Here is a 25,159-nt window from a genome sequence, read left to right on the forward strand (position 1 = left end):
CAAGAGCAAGCGAGGTCCGAAGGTGCCCAAGCCCAAACAGTGGCTTGAAGGCAAAGCCGCAAATGCCCACGTGTCGACGGATCGGGTGCTTAAGGCCGCTAAAATCAAAAGACCTTGAAAGGGCTGGCCCTTACGGCGGGTCACTTTTTGAAGAGCGCAAAAAGTAACCAAAAACGCTTCGCCCCACCACTCGGTGCCTCGCCTAGGCTCGGCATGCCCGTAATCCGACATTGATTTGGGGGGCCGCCGCCACGCGCCATCCATGGCGCGGGGCGGCTAAACCGGCGTCCTGCCGGTTTACCCCCCAAATCAATATCGAATTACGGCCAGCGTGGTTGACGGGGCGCCCCAGATCAAGATCAAAAACAAAGCGCGGCGGCCTTAGAGCCGACCGGTATTCATGTCGAACTCGGTTCAAAATGTGGGAGCTGTCGAGCCCCAGCGAGGCTGCGAAGGCGGCGGCACTGCTGGCATTTTTTTCGCCTGACCCACCGCTTTCGCAGCCTCGCTAAAGCTCGACAGCTCCCACATTTGATCTTCGTTGCTTTAAACATTGCGTTCGCTTAACTGATCGGCATTAGGGCAAGCCGGCTCCCACATTGGGTTCTGTGTCCATGCGACTGTTTCCGCTATCATCGCGACCTTCCTCGTAGATGACTGACCACCATGACCGCCACCCCCCTGACCACCGCCCTTGCCACCAGCGACATGCTGATCATCGACGGGCTGCACGCCTTCGACTTCACCTTTGACCAGCAGTTGCTGATCGAAAGCATGGACGGCCGGGAACTCAAGCGTTGGACGTTCAGTCCAGATCAACTGAACGCCGCGACCTTTGATGACAGCTTGCAAAGCTGGCTGCTGAGCAACGAGGACGGTGAACACCGTCTGGTCTGCCTGAGCGCGATCAAGGGCGACAACAACAACGATGAGGACGAAGCGGATGATGCGTAAATTCTGGCCCCTGCTGATGGCGGGCAGTGTCGGTGCGATGTCGGTACAGGCTGCACCGGCCGAGACGTATGAAGTGCTGGTGGGCAGCTACACCGCCGGCACCAGCGAAGGCATCTACCGCCTGCAGTTCGACAGCCGCACCGGCCGGTTCCAGGGCCCGCCGGTATTGGCGGCCACGGCCGATAACCCCTCATGGCTGACGCTTTCCGAGGACCAGAAGCACCTGTTTGTAGTCAACGAGAATGGTCCCGGCCAGAAAGACCCGGTAGGCCGCGTGAGCAGCTACAGCATTGACCCGCGCAACCACCAACTGACCCTGATCAACCAGGTGCAGAGCCTGGGCAACGAGCCCACCCATGCCAGCGTCGCCGCCGATGGCCGCTACCTGTTCGTCGCCAACTATTCGGTGGTCGAAGACCCGGGTGGAAGCCTGGCGGTACTGCCGGTCGATGCCCAGGGCAAGCTGTCGGCCCCGGTGCAGCTGAGCGGGCACCCGGCCAGTCGCGTGAACCCCGAGCGGCAGGCGTCCAACCATGTGCATTCGGTGGTGTCATCGCCGGATGGCAAGTACGTGTTTGTCCAGGATCTGGGCGCTGACAAGCTGTTCGCTTACCGCTACGACCCCAAGGCCAACCATGAATTGCCACTGACACCGGCCACTCCGGCCTCGGTGCAGTTGCCACCCGGCAGCGGCCCGCGCCACCTGTTGTTCAGCGCCGATGGCAAGCATGCCTGGCTGACCACCGAAATGAGCGCCCAGATTGCGGTGTTCGACTACAAAGACGGCCAACTGACCCAGACCCAATTGGTGGACTACGCCGCCGGCCAACCGGTGTCCGACAAGGCCGGTGCGGCGCTGCATGCGTCAAGCGACGGCAAATTCCTGTACGTGAGCAATCGCGGCACGGCCAACCACATCGTGGTGTTCGGCATCGACCCGGCCACCGGGCACCTCAAGGAGCTGCAACGCCGTTCCGTTGAGGGTGACCATCCGCGCGAGTTCAGCCTGGACCCGACCGGCAGATTCCTGCTGGTCGCCAACCAGAAGAGCAATGAAATCGTGGTGGTCGAACGTGACCCTGAAACCGGCCTGCTCGGTAAAACCGTGCAGAAATTGCCGATCGATGCGCCCAGCGATCTCAAGTTCCTGGTGCGTCAATAAGCCACAGGCCCCGTGCAACGGGGCCTGAGCCTTGCTATTAATTCTATTGATAGCGGCTAGTGTTTCAAAGCATTTCTAAGGCTCAGCCCTCGGGCGTAAGTTGAGTTCCAAGGCCTTCTCCGGCCACTCAACCAAACGCACACGAGGGTTACCGCCATGAACTTGAATCTTTTCTCCGTGATTGCCGCTTCCGCCGTTTCCGCCACTGTGGCCTTGCCGGCCGCGGCCAGCGTGGAAGTCTCCGGCAAGCCATCCAGCACCAGCGCCTATACCCAGAAATACTTGCAACAAAGCGCTAATTTCTACGCCGCGCTGGACCACAAAACCCAGCCGTGAACGCTGATTGACCCTGCACACCCGCAGACGCCAAACCACTGGAACGAAGCCTGCCTCGTTCGAGTGGTTTGGCGTTTGTGCATCGGCTGCATAAAATCATTGATATCACATTGCCATGAGTTTAAATTTGGCGCTCGAATATTGACGCCTATCTTCTGGAATCGACAGCATGGCACTCCGACTCGCGGCACTCATCCTGGTTCTTTATTCCGCTCCTATCCTGTCCTCTGTGCAACTGGCGGACGGCGAGCCGGAGATTGCCCGCGAGCGGTTGTTGAACCTGGTGCAGGGTTAAATCGTCTGTAGTGAGCGGGCTTGTCGAATCGTCGCACCGCCCGCGCTGGGCGGCGAAGCCGCCCCAATCGCAGCACTGCGGTGTGTCAGGTGAAATTGAGGCGACTGCTTTGGGGCGGCTTCGCCACCCGGCGCGGGGCAAGCCCGCTCACTACAACAGCACGTGGGGTTTTGCCATTACGCCAATAAACAGCGGCGAATTCAAAAACCACTCCAGCCACCGCTGCAAGTTTGGATACGGTGCACCGGCGAACCATTCCCGATCCACATGGGCAAACTGCCGTACAAAGGGCGCCAGGGCCATGTCCGCCAGGCTCGGGTGGTCGGCCAGCAGGTACTCGCGTTCGGCCAGCAATTGCTCCAGTTTTCGCAAGAACACTTCGCCCGCGGCCCGGTAATCTTCCCTGGACTGTTCGGGATAGCGTTCGGCGTACTTGTATCGATCCAATTGATACTTGAAGCCCTGGTCGTTCTCGGCAATCAACGCCAGCACCGCCGGGTCATCCTGGAGCAGCCAATCATCCGGATCGTGCCGTGCCAGCGCCCACTGCATGATCGCCAGGCTTTCATCGATCACCTCGCCATCCACACTCAACACCGGCACCGTGCCCTTGGGTGACAGTGCCAGCATTTCAACCGGCTTGTCCTTCAGGCTTACCTCGATGATGCGCACGGGCACGCCGCAATAGCGCAAGGCCAGGCGCGCACGCATCGCATACGGGCAGCGCCGGAACGAATACAGCCGTATCTCGCTCACGTGACTTCCAGGGTGCTCAAGCCATTGCCTTGGCGCTTGACCTGGATCTGCACCGGAATGCGTTCGTGCATTTCCTGCACATGGGAGATCACCGCCACCTTGCGCCCCTGGGCCTGCAAGCCATCCAGCGCGTCCATGGCCAATTGCAGCGACTCGGGGTCGAGGCTGCCAAAGCCTTCGTCGATAAACAGCGACTCGATCTTCAGTGTGCTGGAGGCCATCGACGCCAGGCCCAGGGCCAGCGCCAACGACACCAGGAAGGTTTCGCCGCCGGACAACGAATGCACCGAACGCAGTTCGTCGCCCATTTCGGTGTCCATCACCAGCAGGCCAAGCATGCTGCCACCGCGCTTGAGGCGGTAGCGCCGCACCAGCTGGCGCAGTTGCACGTTGGCGTGGTGCACCAGCAAGTCGAGGTTATAGGCCTGGGCGATCTTGCGGAAAGTGTCGCCGGTGGCCGAGCCGATCAGCGCATTCAAGCGTGCCCAACGCTGCCATTCGTCATAAGCCTGGGCGATCTGCGCGGCGAAGGCCTGGTTGGCTTCCTGGCGGCGCTGGTCTTCGGATTGGCGCGCGCGCAGTTCGGCACAGGCTTTTTCAGCCTCGGCCAATTGCTGGGTGAGTGTGGCCAGGGCGCTGTCCAGTGCTTCGGCTTCAAGGTTGCCGTTGTGCAGCGCCTGGTGCTCGGCGAGCCGCTGTTCGCGCTCTTGCAGCAGGACCTTGGCTTGTTCGACGGCTTTTTCGCTGTGCTGCACCTGCTGGCGCAATTGGCTGACCTGGGCCTCATCAACGGCCAGCAAGCGGTTGAGGCCTTCGTCGTCGAGCTCCGGGTGCAGGGCGCGCCACTCGCTGATGCGCGTGTCGAGTGTCTGCTGCTCGGCCTGCAGCGCCTGCTGGCGTTCCTGCTGGGCCTTGAGGTCGGCGGCGAGTTGGACCAATGCGTTGTGGATCTCTTGCAACTGCTTGTTGGCGTCGGTCTCACTCTGGCGTGACTGGCTGACGGCTTGGTCCAACTGCTGCTGCCATTGTTCGGCGCTGCTGTGTTCACCGAGCAATGCGCCGAGCTTTTCCCGGGCCGCCTGTTGTTGGGTGGCCAGTTCGGTGACCTGCTGCACCAACGCATCGAGTTGTTGCTGGCGATGCTGCTGGTGGGTCGTTTCCTTCTCGATCGCCTGTTGGCGCGCCTGTTGCTCGGCCAGCTCGTCGCGTTGATAACCGAGCTGTTCAAGGCGCTGGCTGACCTGCTGGTCCAGTTGCATGAAGGTGGCGGCAGGTTCAGCGCGCAGACCTTCCAGGGTCTCGGCCGGCAACAGGCTGGAGAAGGCGTTGAGTTCCTGGTCGAGGCGTTCACGGTCGCTGGCCAGCTCGCGTTGCTGGTCTGCCAGTAATTGGCGGGCCTGCTGGCTGGCTTCCTGGGCGGCTTGCAGTTGCTGCTGCAGGCGCCCGGCGTTCTGTTGCAGGTTGAGCAGGGCGCCTTGGCGTTGTTCGTCCTGGGCGATGCTCTGGGTGAGTTGGGCCAGTTGCTGGTCAAGCCAGGCGCTACGCTTGGCCGCATCCTGGTTGAGCAATGCCGCGCACAGCGGGTGCGCGTCCATGCTCGGCTTGAGCGCTTGCAGTTGCGCCGCCAGTTGCTCCTGCTGTTGCAGGTATTCCTTTTGCTGGGCGATCAAACCGCCCACTTCGCCGCGCAGCTCAGTGAGTTTTTCCTTGAGCGTATCCACGGCTTTCTGCGCCAGGGCCTCCTCGTTTTCATCATGGCGGCCAAGGCTTTGCAGCAGCGCTTCGGGTTGATGGTACGGGTGTTCATGGCTGCCGCACACCGGGCAGGGCTGGTCGTCCTGCAACTGCGCGCGCAGTTCCTCGACGCTGGCGCTGCGGGCCAGGCGTTGGCGTTCCAGCAGCTGTTTGGTCACCGTCAGGGTCTGTTCGGCCACGGTCAGCTCGGCCTTGGTCTGCAGGCCGGTCTGGTTCAGTTGCTCGCGTTGCTGCTGGGCATCGGCAAGCTTCTGCGCGAGGACACTGGCCTGGTGGTCGAGCTGCTGCTGGCTGTCCCACAGGCGCGTCAGGTCTTCGAAAGCGCGTTGCTGTTTACGATTGTCTTGCAGCAGGCTGGCCAGCAGCTGAATCTGTTCGGCCACGGCGTGGGGCTCGGCGCCGGCCTCCTGATACAGCAGGTCCAGGGCCTCGCGTTGCTGGGTGAACTGTGCCGCGGCGTGGGTGGCGCGTTGCTCCAGTTGCGGCAGCTCGGCCTGGCCTTTGTTCAAGCGGTTACCGATCAGCATCAGCTGTTGCAGGCGGTCGCGGTAGGCGCTCCAGGCCTCGCTCAGCGGGGCGAGGGCGGCGCTCTGTTCAAGTTCGGTGGCCAGGCCTTGCAGGCGTTCGGCGACCTGACGCTGCTTTTCGAGCAAGCCATTGAGCTGGACTTGCCCTTCATGGCAGGCGTTTTCGTGCTGCTGCTTGTCCTCGGTGCGCTTGGCCAGTTCTTTGGTCAAATGGGCGAGGGTGCTTTGCTCTTCAAAGGCCTGGCGCAGCAAAGGCAGGGCGTCAGCCTGGTTTTGCAGGGCTTGGGCCAATGCGGCCTGCGCCGTGACTTGCTGTTGCTGGGCCTGTTCCTGGCGGGTATGCAATTCGCCTTGTTGTTGGTTATACAGCTGAATCTGCGCGGCTAACGGCTCAAGCACGGTGCGCAGTTCTGCCCGGCGCGCGAAGTGGTGGCGATGAGGTGCCAACTGGTCCAGGCGGCTCAGGTCCTGGCGTTGCTGGGCCTGGTTATCCCACTTGGCCTGCGCCCGCTGCAGCGCTTCGGTGGCGGCGAGCTGGCGTGCTTGCCATTCACGCAGTTCCTTGAGCCAGGTGTGCTGCAACTCCAACTGCTTGAGCTGGGCTTGTTGGGTCTTGAGCTGTTGTTGTGCTGCGTCGAATTGCTGGTCCAGTTCGGCACGGGCTTCGGGCGCGAGGGGCACCACGCCGGTGGCCTGGTCCTGCAACTGCTTGTGCACGTCCCGGGCGTCCTTGGCCTTGTCGAAGGCGCGTCGGCCGAGCTGGGTGTAAAGCGCGGTATCGGTGAGCTTCTCCAGCAGTTCGCTGCGTTCGTTGTCGTTGGCCTTGAGGAAGGCGCTGAACTCGCTTTGCGCCAGCAGCACGGCGCGGGTGAACTGTTCGAAGTTCAGGCCCAGGGCCAGTTCCAGCTGGGTTTTGTATTCGGTTTTCTGGCTGGCCAGCAGTTGGTCGCTGTCCAGGTCGATCAGGCTCTGGCGGCTGTTCTGCAACTTGCCGCTGGCCTTGTCGCGGGCGCGGTTGGCTTCCCAGCGCGCACGGTAGCGACGGCCACTGACGCCGACAAAGTCCACTTCGGCATAACCGCCGCCGGTACCGCGCCGCAACAATGTGCGGGGGTCGCCGATGGAGATATCGCTGTCGGCGTCCGGCATTTTCGCCTGGCCGGTATCGCCCAGGCGCGGCACGGCGCCAAACAGCGCCAGGCACAGCGCATCGAGCAAAGTACTTTTGCCGGCACCGGTCGGCCCGGTAATCGCGAACAGACCGGCGCTGGCCAGGGGCTCGGCGGTAAAGTCGATCTCGAACGGGCCGGCCAGGGAGGCGAGGTTCTTCAGGCGGATGGCGAGGATCTTCATGGCTGTTCGCTCTCCTGTTGAACTTCCTGGAGCAGCACGGCGAAATCCTTCAAGGTCTGTTCATCCACCGCACTGCCGTAGCTGTCCTGCCAGGCGCGGCTGAACAGCTCCTGGGGCGTGAGCTGGTCAAGTTCGATCAAGCGCTCTTCGTCGGTAGCGTCGCTGCCGCGTTTGCCGGCGTATTCCGCGGCGATGCGCACCAGGCGCACGGCCTTGCCGTCCAGGGCATTTTCGATTTGCTGGCGCAGGTCGGGTTGCGGCTCGTCCAGGCGTACGCGCACTTCCAGCCACGGCTGGCGCTGGGTGTCGGCCAGCAGGTCGACGTCGGGCAGGTCGGCCAGTTGCTTGAGGATATCGGCCAGGGGCGCGGCTTCCAGGCGTTGCAGGTTGACGGCGCGGGGGATCAGCAGCGGTTCGACGCTGACCAGCGCCTGGCCCTGGAACGTCACGTCGAGAATCTGGTGCTTGTAGTTGATTTCTGAAAACGACAGCGGAATCGGCGAGCCGCTGTAGCGAATGCGTTCTTCGCCATTGACCTTTTGCGGCTTGTGCAAATGGCCGAGGGCCACATAGGCGACACTTCTATCGAACAGACTGGCCGGCAGCGCCTCGGCATTGCCGATGATCAGGCTGCGCTCGGAGTCTTCCGACACCGAGCCACCCGCCATGTGCGCATGGCTGATGGCAATCAGCGCCTGGCCTTTCTTGCGCTTGGCGTTGGCGGCGGCGATCAGCCATTCATGCACCTGGCCGATGCCGCGCAGGTAATCGTCGCCCAGATGCGCACCCGTGACTTCCGCTGGACGCAGGAAGGGCAGCGCCAGACACCACGCGGCAATCTTGCCCTTGGCATCCGGCAGCGGGATCAGCAAACGTTCGGCATCGAGTTGGCCATCATCCAGCCACAACACGCGGCCGAGGGCGTGGGTGCGCAAGCGGCGCATCAACGGCGCGGGCAATTCGATGCGCGAGCCGGAGTCGTGGTTGCCGGCGATCATCACAATGGTCAGGTTGGGGTTTTGTTCGTGGGCGCTGATGATGAAATCGTACAGCCGCTCCTGGGCCTTGAGCGGTGGGTTGACCGTGTCGAAGATATCGCCGGCGATCAGCAGCGCATCCGGACAGTGGGCCTTGAGTTGGCCCAGCAGCCACGCCAGGAAACAGGCATGTTCGAAGTCGCGCTCCTGGCCGTGGAGGTTTTGGCCCAGGTGCCAGTCGGAGGTGTGGAACAGACGCAAGGCGAACTCCGTGAATAACAGAAAAGTGAATGACCGCCATGAACAGAGAAGGGCGGTGAAAAGGAAGGGAGTTTACCCGGAATGTGACCACGTCGCCCCAGGCAACTCAGATCCAATGTGGGAGCGGGCTTGCTCGCGAATGCGGTGTGTCAGATAAAGATGTGCTGACTGACACGCCGCCTTCGCGGGCAAGCCCGCTCCCACAGGGGGTATGTGTTGTTTCTGATAGAGCGTTATGACGGTGCGTGCAGGCAGTCCAGCGCTCGGTCGGCCAGGGTTTTGGCGTTGTTGATCAAGTGCTCGGTGACGCCGGCCATGTGGCGCTGTTCGCCGCTCAGCCCTTGGCAGGTGCCGGCTGCGGTCGCGGCGGCGCAACGCAGCAGGTCGCAGATTTGCGCGAGGGCGTCTTCGAAGCTGAGGTCTTGGTGCACGGTGAAGGATGGCGCTGAGGCGGGTTGCAGGTAGTGGCTCAGGGCGCGTTCGAAGATTGTGCGGTCGGGGGTGAAACGGGGTGGGTCGGGGACGATTTTGTTCATGTAATGAAGCTCCTGCAGTGCTGGGGGCCATTCTTTTGCCGATCTCACTCGTCAAAAGGTGGCAGCTATGTGCGGGGTGAGATTACCGGGGCAGGAGAACCCGGTCAGACCGAAGTCTGCCCGCACACAGCCGCCATAGAGCATGTTGCTCGCGGTTGTGACACTTGGCTCTCCCGAACTCAGGATCTCACCCCTGATCGCTGATCTGCAGCGACGGAGCGAAGGCTAGCCAGTGAACTGAACAGGCGCAAGGCCGTGGGATTGTCTAGGAAACTTCCTGCAAATTAAAGGGATATGGATTGCTGGCCTTTAACAACCCATGTCGCACAGACGACACGGTCAACTGTGGGAGCTGGCTTGCCTGCGATGGCGCCCGGTCAGTTGAAAATGTGCTGGCTGACACACTGCCATCGCGGGCAAGCCCGCTCCCACAGGGTTAGGCTGTGTGGGTACCCATGTCGTGAAACGCCATATCGCCCGGTCCAACACAAGCATTTGATGCTATACAGTCAATCACTATGATTAACTTCGACTCGGACTGCTGCACAACGGCGCAGAATGAAGCGCCACGAGAATATGAAACGATCAGGAGCCAACACATTATGGCAACCCCATCAAAAACCAGATCTGTCACCGCTCATGTTCCTGAGCAACTGGCCCAAAAGGTCGATTTAATGGCAGAACGCCTTGATCGCTCCAGAAACTGGATCGTCAAGCAGGCACTATCGGCCTGGATAGACCAGGAAGAAGAGCGTAGTCGTCTGACCCTGGAGGCGTTGGCCGATGTTGACGCTGGCCGCGTGATTGATCACCAGGCCGTTCAGGCCTGGGCTGATAGTCTCAGCAGCGAAACGCCATTGCCGGTGCCGCGCTGATGGAGTTGAAGTGGACAGCCAAGGCGCTTTCCGACCTTACCCGATTGTATGAATTTCTAGCGTTAGTGAATCAACCTGCCGCCGCACGAACCGTGCAGCAACTCACGGCTGCTCCCGCCACGCTGCTGGCCAACCCGCGTATCGGCGAGCGCCTGGAAGAATTCGAGCCCCGGGATGTGCGCCGGATTCTGATCGGCCACTATGAAATGCGTTACGAGATAGTGGGTTCCACTGTGTATCTGTTGCGCCTGTGGCATACCCGTGAGGATCGTTAGTCGAGTGAAATAGGCCTGTAGTTGGCTGTAATCAACGATGGAGATCCAATGTGGGAGCGGGCTTGCTCGCGAATGTGGTGTGTCAGATAAAGGTGTGCTGACTGACACTCCGCCTTCGCGAGCAAGCCCGCTCCCACAGGGGTTATGTGTTGTTTCTGATAAAGCGTTTATGACGATGGTTGCAGGCAATCCAGCGCTCGGTCGGCCAGGGTTTTGGCGTTGTTGATCAAGTGCTCGGTGGCGCCGGCCATGTGGCGCTGTTCGCCGCTCAGCCCTTGGCAGGTGCCGGCTGCGGTCGCGGCTGCGCAACGCAGCAGGTCGCAGATTTGCACGAGGGCGTCTTCGAAGCTGAGGTCTTGGTGCACGGTGAAGGATGGCGCTGAGGTGGGTTGCAGGTAGTGGCTCAGGGCGCGTTCGAAGATTTCGCGAGGCGGGTCGGGGACAATTTTGTTCATTTTGATGCTCCTACTAGGTTGGGGAGCCATCCTGTGCCGTTTCCACACGGCAGATTAGGTGGCAGCCATACGCGGGGTGGAAAACCGAGTAGTAGGACTCGGCCAGACCGAGGTCTGCCCGCGTACAGCCGCCATTGAGCGCTTGCATACGATCATGACGCCTACTTAGTTCCCAGGTTTCCACACCCGATCGCTGATATGCAGCGACGGAACGAAGGCTAGCCAGTGAACTGAACAGGCGCAAGGCCGTGGGATTGTCTAGGAAACTTCCTGCAAATTAAAGGGATATGGATTGCTGGCCTTTAACAACCCATGTCGTGCAGGCGACACGGTCAACTGTGGGAGCTGGCTTGCCTGCGATGGCGCTCGGTCAGTTGGGCATGTGCTGGTTGACACACCGCCATCGCGGGCAAGCCCGCTCCCACAGCTATCGCTGAGGTTTTTAAATCTGGGTCTTTCGCCAATAGCAGAAGCCACGCGTGCTGTATTAGCAAGTTTCCAGCCATATTTTTTGAGAGCGCTCGCTGTAAATGAAGCGCCTCAAATCCGCAGTTTTAATCGCCAGTAAGCGGGACTAGGAAATTTCCGACTATTTCCTACTGCGGAGTATGACAGAACGGTCCTTACTGATTTTAGGAAGCAGCTGGCTTACTTTGCTCAACAAATCATGCAATGTCGAGCACGTGGGGCGGTCAAGTGACCCGCTCTACATGTTATGCGCTTTAGTGCTTTCTCAATGATATGGAGAATATTATGAAAAGCCTTATTGCTTTACCTCTTGCAGCGTTGATGTTGGTTTCTGCTCAAGTGTCTGCTTCATGTTTGTACATTAATGAGAGCTACACTGGAATCATACCGCCGAAGACGGCGATCACAGCTCATGGTCCTTTCAAAATCACTTCCGCCAATGGCTGTTCAGGGGCGGGTATTGATGCAACGGTTTCAACGGGTGGTGCTGGCCGCGCGCCCGGAATATATATTGAGCAAGAAGTCGGTTCTTCTTGGAATAGAGTGTCGTTCAGTATAGGTAATAACGCTTCATACGCAGGGGCTTTTGGTAACTACCGCGTGGTATTGAATAACGACGATGCTGTCTCTAAATCCTACTCGGGGGCCGTGAGGTACGGTCGATAGAGCGGAGCGAGGCGCGCCGGGGCTGGGGGACCGGCGCGCCGGCTGCTGGCGTCATGCCTGTTCTTTTATTGATAAGTCGCTATTTGCAGATTTTATAAAATAAGCCAGTGCATTTATGGCGTGATTGGCACTTATCATGCTTTGTAAGTAATCCATTGCTCCGTCTTGTCTGGCTACCGCCGGTTCACTTTTGAAAAACGCCCTGGTGTCCTCAAGCCTTTCATTGAATAAGGCAATGGCGTTGAACTTTACATGCGTATTGGTCTGGAATCCGTTCGCGTCAGATGCTCGATCACCCTCTATAAACATCCCAAATGCTCGTCGACTGATCATGCCTTCGTCGTAGAGTTTGCTGCCAACTACCTTGAGTTCGTCGGTGCTGATCGACGTCATGTCATAATTTTTCAAAAACTCTTTAAGTTGGGTTATCTTTTCCTGGTTTTCGAGCTTCAACGCATCCACCGCCTCTGAGGCTTCGGTAATTGTGAATGCATTGGTGACTTGATGCGGATTTTTGATGACATAAGCATCTGTCTGCTTACTCATCGGTGCGTATGAAACATTCAGAGTAATGGCCATTGGATAATCTCCACTAATAGAAGGCTACATCGCTCTATCGGCCCCTGATGTTTTAACTTAAGTTGTGCCCAAACTTACTTGGGATACAACGGCGGTAAGCTTGTGCTATCCGCCGTCGGGTCCAGCTCGCGTTCTGCCATTGGAATCGCCTTCACCGCGCGCCACAGGTCTTCACCCAGCCAATAGTGGCCACCTTCGCTGTAGAGTGCGCCGTTCAACCCATCCAAGGCATCCGACAGCGGCACGAACCGCGCCGCCATGTCGGCGAGGGTTTCCGGTTGTTGCCGCGCCCAGGCGTCCAGCGCCTGGCGGGTGGCGTGGGGGTCGTTGGCCTGGGTGGCGCGCTTGAGGTCGTCGAGCAGGCTGCGCGGGCTTGGGCCGGTTTGCGCGGCGCGCAGCACGGCAGGTTGCCAGCGCGCGCGCCACCACAGGCCAAAGCCCAGCAGGGTGGTGCAGGCGAGGAGCAGGGTGCTCAGTTGCCACAGCCACAGGTGGTTGTCGTCGGGGGCGGTGATCACGGTGGGCGTGGCGGGTGTGTCGACCGCCAGGCTCGGGTTGGCCGCCACTTGCAGGGTGCGCGCCGGCAGGCTGGTGCGTTCCAGGTGGTCTTCGTGGGTATTCCACCACACCACATCCACGGCGGGCAGTTCCAGCGGGCCTGCGCGGGTGGGCACCAGCGCTTCGCGGTCTTCACGGCTGCCGGTCAGGCCTCGGTCGCTGGCCTGGTTGCCGAGCACCGGCTGGTCCGGGTAGCGGCGCAGCCCGTTGATGTCGGTGCTGGGCAGGGCCGGCAATTGCGCGCTGGACAGGCCTTCGGCCTTGACCGTGAGGCTGCGGGTGAGGGAGTCGCCCACTTGCACCTGCTCGGGTTCCGGGTTCCAGCTTTCAGTCAGGGTCAGGCTGCGCGCCGGCAGCCACGGCGTGTCGGCCGGGTACAGCGCCGGTTTGGGCTTGACTACCAGTGGCAGCTGCGCCGAGCTGACATGGATCAGCTTGCCCGGCTTGGTGCCCTGCAGCGTGTTTTCTTGCGGCGGGCGCGATTCCACGAGTGTCGCGCTGAAGGTCTGGGTCGGAATCGCCAGCGTGCCGCTGTGCTGCGGGTAAATGGCGTAGCGGGTCTCGATCACGCCGTGACGAATGCTGTTGATGACCTTCTCATAGGTGCGCGACTCGCCCAGTTGCTCCACGCGTGCATCGGGAATCTGCAACGGCGTGAGGCTGCTGTCGTCATACAGCGACACCGAGTGGTACACGCGCACGGTCAACAGCGCCTGGGCCTGGACGTAGACGCTGGTCTGGTCGAGGTCGGCCTCGACAAACACCGGCGCCAGTTCGGCGGCGGTGTTCTGGCTGGCGGTTTCCACCACTTGCAGGCTGATCGGCTGGGTCTTGTACTCGCCCACTTGCAGGGGCGGGATGATCACCGTGCCGTTTTCCCTGGGCAACAGGGTGATGATCCAGCGCGTGGTGGCGTGATTGTCGCCGTCCAGGGTGGTGAGCTGGTTGATCTGCCGCGTACCGCTGACTTCGAACTGTGCCTCAAGGGGCGACAGGTCGGGCTTGCCGAACTGCGTGACATCACTGGACTCCACCGTCAGTTCCACCGTTTCCCCCGAATTGAGGCGGCTGCGGTCGACGCTGGCGCTCAGGTTCGCCGCCTGGGCGTGGCCGGCCGACAAGGCGAGCAGAAGCAGTAGGGTGGTGCGGCGGCTCATCGAGTCTTGTCCTGATGTTGTTGCTGTTCGTACCAGAATTTGCGGCGCAGCAGTTCACCGGGGTTGTCCGGGATTTCCCGCAGCCATTGCTCCAGCGCCTGGCGCTGCTCGCCGTCAAGGCTGGCATCGCTCGGGCGCAGCGGTGGGGTGGTGGTCTGTTCATCGCCGAGTTCGCTGCCGGGCACTTCGTTGCCGCCGGTGTGGGGCGTGGCGCCGGCTTGGGTATCGCCGGTGCCGGCCTCGCCCTGGCCTTGGGAAGACTGCTCGCCGCCCGTGGCGCTTTGCCCATTGTCGCCCGGTTGCGCAGTTTGGCCGGGTTGGGTGGTTTCGTCATCCTCGTTTTTTGCAGGCGCAGCGGGTTCCGGTTGCGCCTGCTGTTGCATCAGGGTTTCGACCAGCGCCTTGTTTTTCAGCGCCGGTTGCAGGTCGGGCTGCGCTTCCAGGGCCTGTTCATAGGCGTCGATGGCGGCTTCCAGTTCACCGGACCTGGCCAGGGCGTTACCCCGATTGTAATGAGCATAGGCGTCATTGCCCTCGGCGAAACGCCTGGCGGCTTCGGCATAGTTGCCCGCTTCGTACAGCGCCACGCCCTGCCACTGCGGGTCCTGGAAGCGTTCGGCCGCTTCGGCGGGGCGTTTGTGCTTGAGCAGGTATTGGCCTTGCTGGTCGGGACGCAGCCACAGGTCCTGCAGGCCAAAGGCATAGCTGGGCTGGGGCGCGCTCAGCAGCAGCAGCGGCAGGCAGAACAACCAGCCACGCCGCCCGGCGCAGGCGGCCAGCAGCAACAAGGGCAAGAGCAGCCAGTAACCCTGGTCGGCCCAGGTGTCCAGGTGCAGCAGCTGGCCGTCATTGCGCAGGCTTTGTGGCGGGTCGAGCACGCCAAGCTGGCGCAGGTCCTTGTCGTCCAGGCGCGCGGCGCGGTAGCGTCCGCCCATTTCGCTGGCAAAGGCCTTGAGGGTCGGGCTGTCGAGGCGTGGTACCAGGATCGCGCCTTGTTCATCCTTGAGAAACTCGCCACTTTCCTGGGTTACCGGGGTGCCCTCGCGACTGCCGATGCCGAGGATCGACAGGCTCGGCGCCTGGGCGCTTTGCAGTTGCAGGCGAATGCCTTGGCGTTCCTGTTTGGACAGCGAGGAGCCCACCAGCAACAAGCGGCCTTGGCCGAGGCCGCCTTGCTTGAGCAGGCCAAGGGCTTTCTCGACGGCCAGGTCGGCACGGTGGCCGGGCTCCGGCATGATCGACGGGCGCAAGGCTTCCAGCAGGTTGCGGCTGGTGCCCAGGTCGTCCGACAGCGGCACCAGCGTGTGGGCGCTGCCGGCGTAGACGACGATGGCGGTTTGCGCATCGCTGCGTGCCTGCAACAAGTCGTACAGTTTGCGTCGAGCCTGTTCCAGGCGGTTCGGCGGGCTGTCGGTGGCGAGCATTTCCGGGGTCAGTTCCAGCAGCACCACTAAAGGATCGGACGGCTTCTGGCTGGATTGCTCAACCCGCTGCCAGCTGGGGCCGAGCAACGCCAATACGGCCAGCAGCCAGGCGATGCCGAGCACCACCCACGGTGACTTGCTTTCGCGCCCATTGCCGCCGCTGAGCAACACGGCGTGGAAGGCCGGCGGCAGGATCATCTGCCAGCGCCCGGCGCGTTTTTGCCGATGCCACAACTGCCACAACAACGCGCCGAGCAACGGCAGCAGCAGTAACCACCACGGACGGAACCAATGCGGCCACAGGTCGATCATCGACGCCTCCGCAAACGCAGGCGTTTGAGGCGCTGGCGCCATTGCGGGTGTTGTTGCAGGAAAATCCCCTTGCTCGACAGTCGATTGAACACCCGCTGCAAGGCGTTGTTCGGCCAGCGCTCCTGGATCACCAATAGCATGCTCAGCAGCAAGGCCAGGGCCAGCGGCGCGCTGTACAACGCCAGCGCCGGACGTGCTTGGGTGGGTTGTTGCTCGACCGGTTCAAGTGTGTCGAGGGTTTGCTTGATCGCTTGCAGTTCTTCGCCGTCGCGGGCGCGGAAATACTGGCCGCCGGTGGTTTCGGCGATGGCCTTGAGCGCCGGCTCGTCGAGGTCCAGGCTCGGGTTGACCCCCAGAATGCCCAGGGAGCCGGTCTGTTCAGGGTCGGCGCCGATACCGATCGGGTAGATCTTCACGCCTTCCTCCGCGGCCAGGCGCGCGGCGGTCAGCGGGTCGATCTGCCCGGCGTTGTTGGCGCCGTCGGTGACCAGGATCAGCACGCGGCTTTGCGCGGGTCGCTGGCGCAGGCGTTTGAGGGCCAGGCCGATGGCGTCACCGATCGCGGTGTTCTTGCCGGCGATGCCGATGCGCGCTTCATCCAGCCAGGTGCGCACGGTGCGCCGATCAAAGGTCAGTGGCGCCTGCAGGTAGGCCTGGCTGCCGAACAGGATCAGGCCGACGCGGTCGCCTTCACGGCCCTCAAGGAAATCGCCGAGCAGGTGTTTAACCAGGCTCAAGCGGCTCACGTCCTCGTCTCGCCAGTGCATGTCCGGGAAATCCATGGAGCCGGACACGTCCACCGCCACCAGCAGGTCGCGGCCGCTGGCGGCGATCGGCAGCGGCTCGCCGAGCCATTCCGGGCGCGCGGCGGCGCTCAACAGCAGCAGCCACAGCACCACGAACGGCGCTTGCTGGCGCCAGCCGGGCAGGTTGACGCGGGCACGGCGGCGGGCCAGGCCTTCAAGGTCGCTGAGGTAGCTGACTTTCAGCGCGGGCTCGCCGCTGTCGGCCGCCGGCAACACGAGGCGCATCAACCACGGCAACGGCAACAGGGCGAAGATCCACGGCCAGGCGAACTCAAACATGTTTGCGAATCCAGGTGTCGACGGCTTGGGTCAGGCCGGCGATAGCTTTGTCGTCGAGTTTGCATTCAGGCTTGTAGGCGCCCTCCACCAACACCATCCAGCGAGTCAGGCCGGCGGCGGGGCAGCGGTTGTCGAGAAACGCCAGCCACTTGCGACCGTTGAGCGTGTGGCTCTGGCTGTAGGGATAGTCGTTGCGGCACAGGCGCTTGAGCAGGCCGTTGAGTTGCTGCAGCCAGGCGCCGGCCGGAGCGCCGTCGTAAGGCTTGGGCATCAGCGCCAGCTCCGCCAGGGCGGCGATGCGCAAGGGGTCCAAGGGTTGTTCGGCGCGGGCGATGGGGCGGCGGGTCGGCAGGAACCGTCGCAGTGACCACAAGCCCCAACCCAGCAGGGGAATGATCAGCAACAACAGCCACCAGCCCGGCGCAGGCGGCCAGAAGCCAATGGCCGGCGGGGCGATCAGCGGTTGCAGTTGGTCAAGGCTGCTCATTGTTTTTTAGCCGGGCGTTGCGGGTTGAGGTAGTCGCGCAGTTGCTCGACCATTTCGCTCTGGGTGCTCAAGGGCATCAGCAAAATTCGCAGTTTCTGCGCAAGCAGCTCCCAGCGGGCGATGCGCGCTTCGGCCTGGGCCTTGTAGGCCTGGCGCAAGTCGAAGTTCAGCGTGTCCAGTTCCAGTTGCGCCCCACGCTGCGCGAAACGCAGCAGCCCGGCGGCGGGCAGGGCGTGGTCGAGCGGGTCGGAGATCGGCAACAGCAGCAGGTCGCAATGGCGTGACAAAAGACTCAGCTGTTGCTCGGCGCCTTCGGTGAGCGCGCGCTCGTCGCAGATCACGATCACCAGGCTGCCGGGCCGCAACACTTCGCGGCCACGGCGCAGGGCCATGCCAAGGGCGTCGGCTTCCGGGCGGCTTTCGGTGCTCAGGCTCTGGTTGACGCGCACCAGACGGTTGAGCAGTTGCAGCAGGCTTTGCTTGCTGCGGCGCGGCTTGATCTCGTAGTGCTCGTTGTCGCCGAACACCAGCCCGCCCACCCGGTCGTTATGCCCCAGCGCGGCCCAGCCGATCAGGCTCGCCGCCTGGGCGGCCAATACCGACTTGAACATCTGCCCCGAGCCGAAGAACAGCCGGCAGCTTTGTTCCACCATGATGAAGATCGGCCGTTCGCGTTCTTCATGGAACAGTTTGGTGTGCGGTTCCTGAGTGCGCGCGGTCACGCGCCAGTCGATGGTGCGCACGTCATCGCCGGCCTGGTACACGCGCACCTGGTCGAAGTCGACGCCGCGCCCGCGCAGCTTGGAATGGTGCAGGCCGATCAATGGGCTGCGCTGGCTTGGCGTGGAGAACAGTTGCACTTCGCGCACGCGATGGCGCATCTCGATCAATTCGCTGAGCGTGACGCGGATCCCATCGCTGGCGTTCATCGGGTTCAAGCGACGGCAACGACGTCGAGAATGCGTTGCACGACGCGGTCCTGGTCAATGCCGGCGGCTTCGGCTTCGAACGACAGAATGATGCGGTGGCGCAGCACGTCGAACAACACGGCCTGGATGTCCTCTGGGCTGACGAAATCACGCCCGGCCAGCCAGGCATGGGCGCGCGCGCAGCGGTCCAGCGCAATGGAGCCGCGTGGGCTGGCGCCATAGGCGATCCACTCGGCCATCTCCGGATCGAACTTGGCCGGGGTGCGGGTGGCCATCACCAGCTGCACCAGGTATTCCTCCACCGCATCGGCCATGTACAGGCCGAGGATTTCCTTGCGCGCTGCAAAGATCGCCTGCTGGCTGACGCGGCGTTCGGGCTTGGTTTCGCCGTTGAGCGCTTCGCCACGGGCCTGTTGCAGGATACGTCGTTCGACGGCGGCATCGGGGAAGCCGATCTTGACGTGCATCAGGAAGCGGTCGAGCTGGGCTTCGGGCAGCGGGTAAGTGCCTTCCTGCTCGATGGGGTTTTGCGTGGCCATCACCAGGAACAGCGGCGACAGGTCATAGGTACTGCGCCCGACGCTGACCTGGCGCTCGGCCATGGCTTCCAGCAGCGCCGACTGCACCTTGGCCGGCGCACGGTTGATTTCGTCCGCCAGCACCAGGTTGTGGAAGATCGGACCCTGCTGGAACACAAAGCTGCCGGTTTCCGGACGATAGATCTCGGTGCCGGTGATGTCGGCGGGCAACAGGTCGGGGGTGAACTGGATACGATGGAACTGCGCTTCGATGCCTTCGGCCAGCTCTTTGATGGCCTTGGTCTTGGCCAGGCCCGGCGCACCTTCGACCAGCATGTGGCCGTCGGCGAGCAAGGCGATCAGCAGGCGATCGATGAGTTTTTCCTGGCCGAGAATCTGCGTAGAAAGAAAGGTTCGCAGCGCAAGCAGCGCTTCACGATGTTCCATCGATGACGGTTCCTGGAAAGATGAGCCTGCGTGCTGTGCAACGAACAGCGGGCCGGGGGGCATTACTTTAATGCATCGAGGGGGGTGGCGACTAACGGCGTAACGGGTATTTTTGGCAAAACTTGTAGGATTTTTGTGTAGGGCGCACAGATTGTGTTGAGGACACTGGGTATTGTGAACACGGTCCATGTGGGAGCTGGCTTGCCTGCGAAAGCATCACCTCGGTGTGCCTGATGCCCCGAGTCGTCTGTATCGCAGGCAAGCCAGCTCCCACATTTGACCTCTGGCAACGCCTAGATCCGGGCGAAGGTACCGGTGCCCTTGAGAATGTTCCGCAAGGTTTCTTCAACCTCCGCCAGCTCCGATGCGGCGGTGTCGTGAGTGATCTGCAGTCGATCCTTGCCACCCAGCGCATCGGCATCGCCGGCCGCCAGCTCAACCAGCAAGGTCGTGGCGCCCAGGGTGATCTTCAGTCCATCCAGGGTCGATGGCTCGTAGTCCCAGGTAAGCTCGACTTCCTCTTCATCCGGGTAACGGCTGAGCATGAACATTTCGCCATTCTTGCCGTGGCAGCAGAGCATGGCCATGTTGTCTTCTTCTTCGTCGCACGGCGTAGCCATGAGGGCGTCGGTTTTCAATTGCAGCATGGGAATCCTGTCTCGGCTTGGCAGTAATGCGGCAATTGTGCCATTGCGGCGAATTTTGTGCTGCATCCTGTGTCAGACCCAGTGCATGACCTGACGGGCTGTATCAGTCATTTCCGACACTCGCAGGCGTGTAAATACCCGGTTTTGCTGCCGGATATCGCGGGTTGCCCAAGTCGCAACCCGAAGCCTGCTTACCGATGACCGAATATGTCGCAGCGTCGCAAGCAGCTGTCTTCCCACACTCGTTAAGCTGCGCAACGGATGTGCATGTGCCTGGCGCCTGACCTGCCCGTCGTACCGTCACCCGGCGCGGTGCGCATCTTATGGAAGTTGTATGTGACCTCATTGTCTTGTCCAGCTTCACCCACCTGTCACTCCGATCCGTTAAGGTGCCCTATGCTTACCTGCGAATCAGAGCTGACGGTCTCCCCGCAAGGGGATAACACGCGACGCTTCCATCAATAACAAGCCCAAGCGGAGTACCACAGATGGCGTTCTTCACCGCAGCCAGCAAGGCCGACTTCCAGCACCAACTGCAAGCGGCACTGGCGCAGCACATCAGTGAACAGGCACTGCCACAAGTGGCGCTGTTCGCTGAGCAATTCTTCGGCATTATTTCCCTGGATGAACTGACCCAGCGTCGCCTGTCCGACCTGGCCGGTTGCACCCTGTCTGCCTGGCGCCTGCTTGAGCGCTTTGATCACACCCAACCGCAAGTGCGGGTCTACAACCCCGATTACGAACGTCATGGCTGGCAATCGACCCACACCGCGGTCGAAGTGCTGCACCACGACCTGCCATTCCTGGTGGATTCGGTCCGTACCGAACTGAACCGCCGTGGCTACAGCATCCACACCCTGCAGACCACCGTGCTCAGTACACGTCGTGGCAGCAAGGGCGAACTGCTGGAAATTCTGCCCAAGGGCACCCAGGGCGAAGGCATCCAGCAAGAATCGCTGATGTACTTGGAAATCGACCGTTGCGCCAACGCCGCCGAACTGAACGTGCTGAGCAAAGAGCTTGAGCAGGTGTTGGGCGAAGTGCGCGTGGCCGTGGCCGATTTCGAACCGATGAAAGCCAAGGTCCAGGACCTGCTGGCCGGTATCGATGCCAGCCCGTTCAGCATCGACGGTGAAGAAAAAGCCGAGATCAAGAACTTCCTCGAATGGCTGGTGGGCAACCACTTCACCTTCCTCGGCTATGAAGAGTTCGTGGTACGTGACGAGGCCGATGGCGGTCATCTCGAATATGACGCCAGCTCGTTCCTCGGTCTGACCAAGCTGCTGCGCGCCGGCCTCACCGCCGATGACCTGCGCATCGAGGACTATGCCGTGGCCTACCTGCGCGAGCCGACCGTGCTGTCGTTCGCCAAGGCCGCGCACCCGAGCCGCGTGCACCGCCCGGCTTACCCGGACTACGTGTCGATCCGCGAGATCAGCGCCGACGGCAAGGTGATCAAGGAACACCGTTTCATGGGCCTGTACACCTCCTCGGTGTATGGCGAGAGCGTGCGGGTGATTCCTTACATCCGTCGCAAGGTCGCGGAAATCGAACGCCGCTCCGGCTTCCAGCCCAAGGCTCACCTGGGCAAAGAGTTGGCTCAAGTGGTTGAAGTGCTGCCGCGCGATGACCTGTTCCAGACGCCGGTCGATGAACTGTTCAGCACGGTGATGTCGATCGTGCAGATCCAGGAGCGCAACAAGATCCGCGTGTTCCTGCGCAAAGACCCGTACGGACGTTTCTGCTACTGCCTGGCCTATGTGCCACGCGACATCTATTCCACCGAAGTGCGCCAGAAGATCCAGCAAGTGCTGATGGATCGCCTGAAAGCCTCGGATTGCGAATTCTGGACCTTCTTCTCCGAATCCGTGCTGGCCCGTGTGCAGCTGATTCTGCGGGTTGACCCGAAGAACCGCCTGGACATCGACCCGCTGCAACTGGAAAAAGAAGTGGTACAGGCCTGCCGCAGCTGGCAGGACGACTACGCCAGCCTGGTGGTGGAAAGCTTCGGCGAAGCCCATGGCACCAACGTGCTGGCGGACTTCCCGAAAGGCTTCCCGGCCGGCTACCGCGAGCGGTTTGCCGCGCATTCGGCCGTGGTCGACATGCAGCATTTGCTTAGCCTCACCGAAGCCAACCCGCTGGTGATGAGCTTCTATCAGCCGTTGGGCCAGGTCTCCGGCCAGCGCGAGCTGCATTGCAAGCTCTACCATGCGGACACCCCGCTGGCGTTGTCCGATGTGCTGCCGATCCTGGAAAACCTCGGCCTGCGCGTGCTGGGCGAATTCCCTTACCGCCTGCGTCATGCCAATGGCCGTGAGTTCTGGATCCATGACTTCGCGTTCATCGCCGCCGAAGGCGTGAACCTGGATATCCAGCAGCTCAACGACACCCTGCAGGATGCGTTCGTGCACATCGTGCATGGCGACGCCGAGAACGATGCGTTCAACCGCCTGGTGCTGACCGCCGGCCTGCCGTGGCGTGACGTGGCCTTGCTGCGTGCCTACGCGCGTTACCTCAAGCAGATCCGCCTGGGCTTCGACCTGGGTTACATCGCCAGTACCCTGAACAACCACACCGATATCGCCCGCGAGTTGACCCGGTTGTTCAAGACCCGCTTCTACCTGGCGCGCAAGCTCACCGCCGACGACCTGGAAGACAAGCAGCAACGCCTGGAACAAGCGATCCTCACGGCGCTGGACGACGTCCAGGTGCTCAACGAAGACCGCATCCTGCGTCGCTACCTGGACCTGATCAAGGCGACCCTGCGCACCAACTTCTACCAGACCGACGCCAACGGCCAGAACAAGTCGTACTTCAGCTTCAAGTTCAACCCGCACGCAATCCCCGAGCTGCCCAAGCCGGTGCCGAAGTTTGAAATCTTCGTGTACTCGCCGCGCGTCGAAGGCGTGCACCTGCGCTTTGGCAACGTGGCCCGCGGCGGCCTGCGCTGGTCCGACCGTGAGGAAGACTTCCGTACCGAGGTGCTCGGCCTGGTAAAAGCCCAGCAAGTGAAGAACTCGGTCATCGTGCCCGTGGGCGCGAAGGGCGGCTTCCTGCCGCGTCGCCTGCCATTGGGCGGCAGCCGGGACGAGATCGCGGCCGAGGGCATCGCCTGCTACCGCATCTTCATTTCCGGCCTGTTGGACATCACCGACAACCTGAAAGACGGCGCCCTGGTGCCGCCGGCCAACGTCGTGCGGCATGACGACGATGACCCGTACCTGGTGGTGGCGGCCGACAAAGGCACCGCGACCTTCTCCGACATCGCCAACGGCATCGCCATCGACTACGGCTTCTGGCTGGGCGATGCGTTCGCCTCCGGTGGTTCGGCCGGTTACGACCACAAGAAAATGGGCATCACCGCCAAGGGCGCGTGGGTCGGTGTGCAGCGTCACTTCCGTGAGCGCGGCATCAACGTGCAGGAAGACAGCATCACCGTGGTGGGCGTCGGCGACATGGCCGGCGACGTGTTCGGTAACGGCTTGCTGATGTCCGACAAGCTGCAACTGGTTGCAGCCTTCAACCACATGCACATCTTCATCGACCCGAACCCGAACCCGGCGACCAGCTTCGTCGAGCGCCAGCGCCTGTTCGACTTGCCGCGCTCGGCCTGGACCGACTACGACACCAGCATCATGTCCGAAGGCGGCGGTATCTTCTCGCGCAGCGCCAAAAGCATCGCCATCTCGCCACAGATGAAGGAACGCTTCGACATCAAGGCCGACAAGCTGACCCCGACCGAACTGCTGAACGCCTTGCTCAAGGCGCCGGTGGACCTGTTGTGGAACGGCGGTATCGGTACCTACGTCAAGGCCAGCACCGAGAGCCACGCCGACGTGGGCGACAAGGCCAACGACGCGCTGCGCGTCAACGGCAACGAGCTGCGCTGCAAGGTAGTGGGCGAGGGCGGCAACCTCGGCATGACCCAGCTGGGTCGCGTGGAGTTCGGCCTCAATGGCGGCGGTTCCAACACCGACTTCATCGACAACGCCGGTGGCGTGGACTGCTCCGACCACGAAGTGAACATCAAGATCCTGCTCAACGAAGTGGTGCAGGCCGGTGACATGACCGACAAGCAACGCAACCAGTTGCTGGCGAGCATGACCGACGAAGTCGGCCACCTGGTGTTGGGCAACAACTACAAGCAGACCCAGGCCCTGTCCCTGGCGGCGCGCCGTGCCTACGAGCGTGCCGCCGAGTACAAGCGCCTGATGAGCGACCTGGAAGGCCGTGGCAAGCTGGACCGCGCCATCGAGTACCTGCCGACCGAGGAGCAGCTCGTCGAGCGCGCCTCGAATGGCAAGGGCCTGACCCGTCCGGAGCTGTCGGTGCTGATTTCCTACAGCAAGATCGACCTCAAGGAAGCGCTGCTCAAGTCCCAGGTGCCGGATGACGAGTACCTGACCCGTGACATGGAGACCGCGTTCCCGCCGAGCCTTGTGGCCAAGTTCGGCGAAGCCATGCGCCGTCACCGCCTCAAGCGTGAGATCGTCAGCACCCAGATCGCCAACGACCTGGTCAACCACATGGGCATCACCTTCGTTCAACGGCTCAAAGAGTCGACCGGCATGAGCCCGGCGAACGTGGCGGGCGCTTATGTGATCGTGCGCGACATCTTCCACCTCCCGCACTGGTTCCGTCAGATCGAAGCCCTGGACCACCAGGTGTCGGCCGATGTGCAATTGCAGTTGATGGACGAGCTGATGCGCCTGGGCCGTCGCGCCACGCGCTGGTTCCTGCGCAGCCGTCGCAACGAGCAGGATGCCGGGCGTGACACCGCGCACTTCGGTCCGCACCTGGCCGCGTTGGGCCTCAAGCTCGACGAACTGCTGGAAGGTCCGACCCGCGAAGGTTGGCAGACCCGCTACCAGGCCTACACCGAAGCCGGCGTGCCGGAGTTGTTGGCGCGCATGGTGGCAGGCACTACGCACCTGTACACCTTGCTGCCGATCATCGAGGCCGCCGACGTCACGGGCCACGATGCCGCCGAAGTGGCCAAGGCCTACTTCGCCGTGGGCAGCGCCCTGGACTTGCCATGGTACCTGCAGCAAATCAGCGATCTGCCGGTGGCCAACAACTGGCAGGCCCAGGCCCGTGAAGCGTTCCGCGACGATGTGGATTGGCAGCAGCGCGCGATCACCATCTCGGTCCTGCAAATGGCCGATGCGCCACAAGACATGGAAGCCCGCGTGGCCCTGTGGCTTGAGCAGCACCAGGACATGGCCGATCGCTGGCGTGCAATGATGGTGGAAATCCGTGCCGCCGTGGGCACGGACTACGCCATGTACGCGGTGGCCAACCGTGAGTTGCTGGACCTGGCGTTGAGTGGTCAGTCGGTGCTGTAAGCAAGCTCTGGTGTTAA

At 61.9% G+C, this 25,159-nt stretch carries 21 protein-coding genes; 8 read left to right on the forward strand and 13 right to left on the reverse strand.

Translation table 11 applies throughout. The features are described 5' to 3' along the window. Positions 1-666: 666 nt before the first annotated feature. From BLL36_RS26515 to BLL36_RS31510, 4 genes are all read left to right on the forward strand, one after another. Complete coding sequence (locus tag BLL36_RS26515; RefSeq protein ID WP_076954565.1) at positions 667-954, forward strand: DUF5629 family protein; 288 nt, start codon at positions 667-669, stop codon at positions 952-954. Beyond that, positions 944-2,116: a lactonase family protein gene (locus BLL36_RS26520; RefSeq protein WP_076954566.1), complete on the forward strand. Its 1,173-nt coding sequence runs from the start codon at positions 944-946 to the stop codon at positions 2,114-2,116. Before BLL36_RS26515 ends, BLL36_RS26520 begins: the two co-directional genes overlap by 11 nt. A gap of 156 nt (positions 2,117-2,272) precedes the next feature. Further along, positions 2,273-2,452: a hypothetical protein gene (locus BLL36_RS26525; protein WP_076954567.1), complete on the forward strand. Its 180-nt coding sequence runs from the start codon at positions 2,273-2,275 to the stop codon at positions 2,450-2,452. 169 nt (positions 2,453-2,621) lie between these two features. Further along, the gene (locus tag BLL36_RS31510; RefSeq protein WP_267903512.1) at positions 2,622-2,747 is read left to right on the forward strand and encodes a hypothetical protein; all 126 of its coding nucleotides are present in this window, start codon (positions 2,622-2,624) and stop codon (positions 2,745-2,747) included. Between the two features lie 150 nt (positions 2,748-2,897). Here the strand turns inward: BLL36_RS31510 and BLL36_RS26530 are convergent, their stop codons facing one another. From BLL36_RS26530 to BLL36_RS26545, 4 genes are all read right to left on the reverse strand, one after another. Beyond that, entirely contained in the window at positions 2,898-3,503 is a 606-nt protein-coding gene (locus BLL36_RS26530) for a glutathione S-transferase (protein WP_076954568.1), read from the reverse strand. Further along, on the reverse strand, positions 3,500-7,138 hold the full coding sequence (locus BLL36_RS26535) for an AAA family ATPase (protein WP_076954569.1): 3,639 nt from the start codon (positions 7,136-7,138) through the stop codon (positions 3,500-3,502). Before BLL36_RS26535 ends, BLL36_RS26530 begins: the two co-directional genes overlap by 4 nt. After that, positions 7,135-8,376, reverse strand: coding sequence for an exonuclease SbcCD subunit D C-terminal domain-containing protein (locus BLL36_RS26540; RefSeq protein ID WP_076954570.1), 1,242 nt, complete (start codon positions 8,374-8,376; stop codon positions 7,135-7,137). The genes BLL36_RS26535 and BLL36_RS26540 overlap by 4 nt, the downstream gene beginning before the upstream one ends. Before the next feature lie 233 nt (positions 8,377-8,609). After that, positions 8,610-8,912, reverse strand: a complete 303-nt coding sequence (locus tag BLL36_RS26545; RefSeq protein WP_197678469.1) for a DUF6124 family protein — start codon at positions 8,910-8,912, stop codon at positions 8,610-8,612. Between the two features lie 602 nt (positions 8,913-9,514). Between BLL36_RS26545 and BLL36_RS26550 the strand changes: the two genes are divergently transcribed. After that, positions 9,515-9,787, forward strand: coding sequence for a CopG family ribbon-helix-helix protein (locus BLL36_RS26550; RefSeq protein WP_076954571.1), 273 nt, complete (start codon positions 9,515-9,517; stop codon positions 9,785-9,787). After that, positions 9,787-10,062, forward strand: a complete 276-nt coding sequence (locus BLL36_RS26555) for a type II toxin-antitoxin system RelE/ParE family toxin (RefSeq protein ID WP_076954572.1) — start codon at positions 9,787-9,789, stop codon at positions 10,060-10,062. The genes BLL36_RS26550 and BLL36_RS26555 overlap by 1 nt, the downstream gene beginning before the upstream one ends. 167 nt (positions 10,063-10,229) lie before the next feature. On the opposite strand, the gene BLL36_RS26560 is transcribed toward BLL36_RS26555, so the two are convergent. Next, on the reverse strand, positions 10,230-10,517 hold the full coding sequence (locus BLL36_RS26560) for a DUF6124 family protein (RefSeq protein WP_197678468.1): 288 nt from the start codon (positions 10,515-10,517) through the stop codon (positions 10,230-10,232). Positions 10,518-11,270: 753 nt separating this feature from the next. Here BLL36_RS26560 and BLL36_RS30825 point away from each other — a divergent pair. Continuing rightward, entirely contained in the window at positions 11,271-11,651 is a 381-nt protein-coding gene (locus tag BLL36_RS30825) for a hypothetical protein (protein ID WP_130925964.1), read from the forward strand. A gap of 51 nt (positions 11,652-11,702) precedes the next feature. On the opposite strand, the gene BLL36_RS26565 is transcribed toward BLL36_RS30825, so the two are convergent. The 8 genes from BLL36_RS26565 to BLL36_RS26605 form a co-directional block, all read right to left on the reverse strand. Further along, positions 11,703-12,230, reverse strand: a complete 528-nt coding sequence (locus BLL36_RS26565) for a hypothetical protein (RefSeq protein ID WP_076954573.1) — start codon at positions 12,228-12,230, stop codon at positions 11,703-11,705. Positions 12,231-12,304: 74 nt separating this feature from the next. Then, entirely contained in the window at positions 12,305-13,945 is a 1,641-nt protein-coding gene (locus BLL36_RS26570; protein WP_076954574.1) for a BatD family protein, read from the reverse strand. Next, on the reverse strand, positions 13,942-15,681 hold the full coding sequence (locus BLL36_RS26575; protein ID WP_076954575.1) for a tetratricopeptide repeat protein: 1,740 nt from the start codon (positions 15,679-15,681) through the stop codon (positions 13,942-13,944). The genes BLL36_RS26570 and BLL36_RS26575 overlap by 4 nt, the downstream gene beginning before the upstream one ends. After that, positions 15,678-16,766 carry a vWA domain-containing protein gene (locus tag BLL36_RS26580; RefSeq protein ID WP_076954576.1) on the reverse strand — a complete coding sequence of 363 codons (1,089 nt, stop codon included), beginning with the start codon at positions 16,764-16,766 and terminating at the stop codon, positions 15,678-15,680. Before BLL36_RS26580 ends, BLL36_RS26575 begins: the two co-directional genes overlap by 4 nt. Next, a complete protein-coding gene (locus BLL36_RS26585) occupies positions 16,759-17,253 on the reverse strand; it encodes a DUF4381 domain-containing protein (RefSeq protein WP_076954577.1) in 495 nt (164 codons plus the stop codon). Before BLL36_RS26585 ends, BLL36_RS26580 begins: the two co-directional genes overlap by 8 nt. Beyond that, the gene (locus tag BLL36_RS26590) at positions 17,250-18,182 is read right to left on the reverse strand and encodes a DUF58 domain-containing protein (RefSeq protein ID WP_076954578.1); all 933 of its coding nucleotides are present in this window, start codon (positions 18,180-18,182) and stop codon (positions 17,250-17,252) included. Before BLL36_RS26590 ends, BLL36_RS26585 begins: the two co-directional genes overlap by 4 nt. Positions 18,183-18,187: 5 nt before the next feature. Beyond that, the gene (locus BLL36_RS26595; protein ID WP_003174327.1) at positions 18,188-19,147 is read right to left on the reverse strand and encodes an AAA family ATPase; all 960 of its coding nucleotides are present in this window, start codon (positions 19,145-19,147) and stop codon (positions 18,188-18,190) included. A gap of 293 nt (positions 19,148-19,440) precedes the next feature. Next, positions 19,441-19,794: a hypothetical protein gene (locus BLL36_RS26605; RefSeq protein ID WP_076954580.1), complete on the reverse strand. Its 354-nt coding sequence runs from the start codon at positions 19,792-19,794 to the stop codon at positions 19,441-19,443. A 488-nt stretch (positions 19,795-20,282) separates the two neighbouring features. Between BLL36_RS26605 and BLL36_RS26610 the strand changes: the two genes are divergently transcribed. Then, positions 20,283-25,142: an NAD-glutamate dehydrogenase gene (locus BLL36_RS26610; RefSeq protein WP_076954581.1), complete on the forward strand. Its 4,860-nt coding sequence runs from the start codon at positions 20,283-20,285 to the stop codon at positions 25,140-25,142. Positions 25,143-25,159: the final 17 nt, after the last annotated feature.

It is taken from the genome of Pseudomonas cedrina subsp. cedrina (assembly GCF_001983175.1).
Taxonomy (GTDB): Bacteria; Pseudomonadota; Gammaproteobacteria; order Pseudomonadales; family Pseudomonadaceae; genus Aquipseudomonas; species Aquipseudomonas cedrina.

Coding starts and splice junctions, on each gene's coding strand:
- BLL36_RS26515 (WP_076954565.1), top strand. CDS start 667: ATGACCGCCACCCCCCTGACCACCGCCCTTGCCACCAGCGACATGCTG.
- BLL36_RS26520 (WP_076954566.1), top strand. CDS start 944: ATGATGCGTAAATTCTGGCCCCTGCTGATGGCGGGCAGTGTCGGTGCG.
- BLL36_RS26525 (WP_076954567.1), top strand. CDS start 2,273: ATGAACTTGAATCTTTTCTCCGTGATTGCCGCTTCCGCCGTTTCCGCC.
- BLL36_RS31510 (WP_267903512.1), top strand. CDS start 2,622: ATGGCACTCCGACTCGCGGCACTCATCCTGGTTCTTTATTCCGCTCCT.
- BLL36_RS26535 (WP_076954569.1), bottom strand. CDS start 7,138: ATGAAGATCCTCGCCATCCGCCTGAAGAACCTCGCCTCCCTGGCCGGC.
- BLL36_RS26545 (WP_197678469.1), bottom strand. CDS start 8,912: ATGAACAAAATCGTCCCCGACCCACCCCGTTTCACCCCCGACCGCACA.
- BLL36_RS26550 (WP_076954571.1), top strand. CDS start 9,515: ATGGCAACCCCATCAAAAACCAGATCTGTCACCGCTCATGTTCCTGAG.
- BLL36_RS26555 (WP_076954572.1), top strand. CDS start 9,787: ATGGAGTTGAAGTGGACAGCCAAGGCGCTTTCCGACCTTACCCGATTG.
- BLL36_RS26560 (WP_197678468.1), bottom strand. CDS start 10,517: ATGAACAAAATTGTCCCCGACCCGCCTCGCGAAATCTTCGAACGCGCC.
- BLL36_RS30825 (WP_130925964.1), top strand. CDS start 11,271: ATGAAAAGCCTTATTGCTTTACCTCTTGCAGCGTTGATGTTGGTTTCT.
- BLL36_RS26565 (WP_076954573.1), bottom strand. CDS start 12,230: ATGGCCATTACTCTGAATGTTTCATACGCACCGATGAGTAAGCAGACA.
- BLL36_RS26570 (WP_076954574.1), bottom strand. CDS start 13,945: ATGAGCCGCCGCACCACCCTACTGCTTCTGCTCGCCTTGTCGGCCGGC.
- BLL36_RS26575 (WP_076954575.1), bottom strand. CDS start 15,681: ATGATCGACCTGTGGCCGCATTGGTTCCGTCCGTGGTGGTTACTGCTG.
- BLL36_RS26580 (WP_076954576.1), bottom strand. CDS start 16,766: ATGTTTGAGTTCGCCTGGCCGTGGATCTTCGCCCTGTTGCCGTTGCCG.
- BLL36_RS26585 (WP_076954577.1), bottom strand. CDS start 17,253: ATGAGCAGCCTTGACCAACTGCAACCGCTGATCGCCCCGCCGGCCATT.
- BLL36_RS26590 (WP_076954578.1), bottom strand. CDS start 18,182: ATGAACGCCAGCGATGGGATCCGCGTCACGCTCAGCGAATTGATCGAG.
- BLL36_RS26595 (WP_003174327.1), bottom strand. CDS start 19,147: ATGGAACATCGTGAAGCGCTGCTTGCGCTGCGAACCTTTCTTTCTACG.
- BLL36_RS26605 (WP_076954580.1), bottom strand. CDS start 19,794: ATGCTGCAATTGAAAACCGACGCCCTCATGGCTACGCCGTGCGACGAA.
- BLL36_RS26610 (WP_076954581.1), top strand. CDS start 20,283: ATGGCGTTCTTCACCGCAGCCAGCAAGGCCGACTTCCAGCACCAACTG.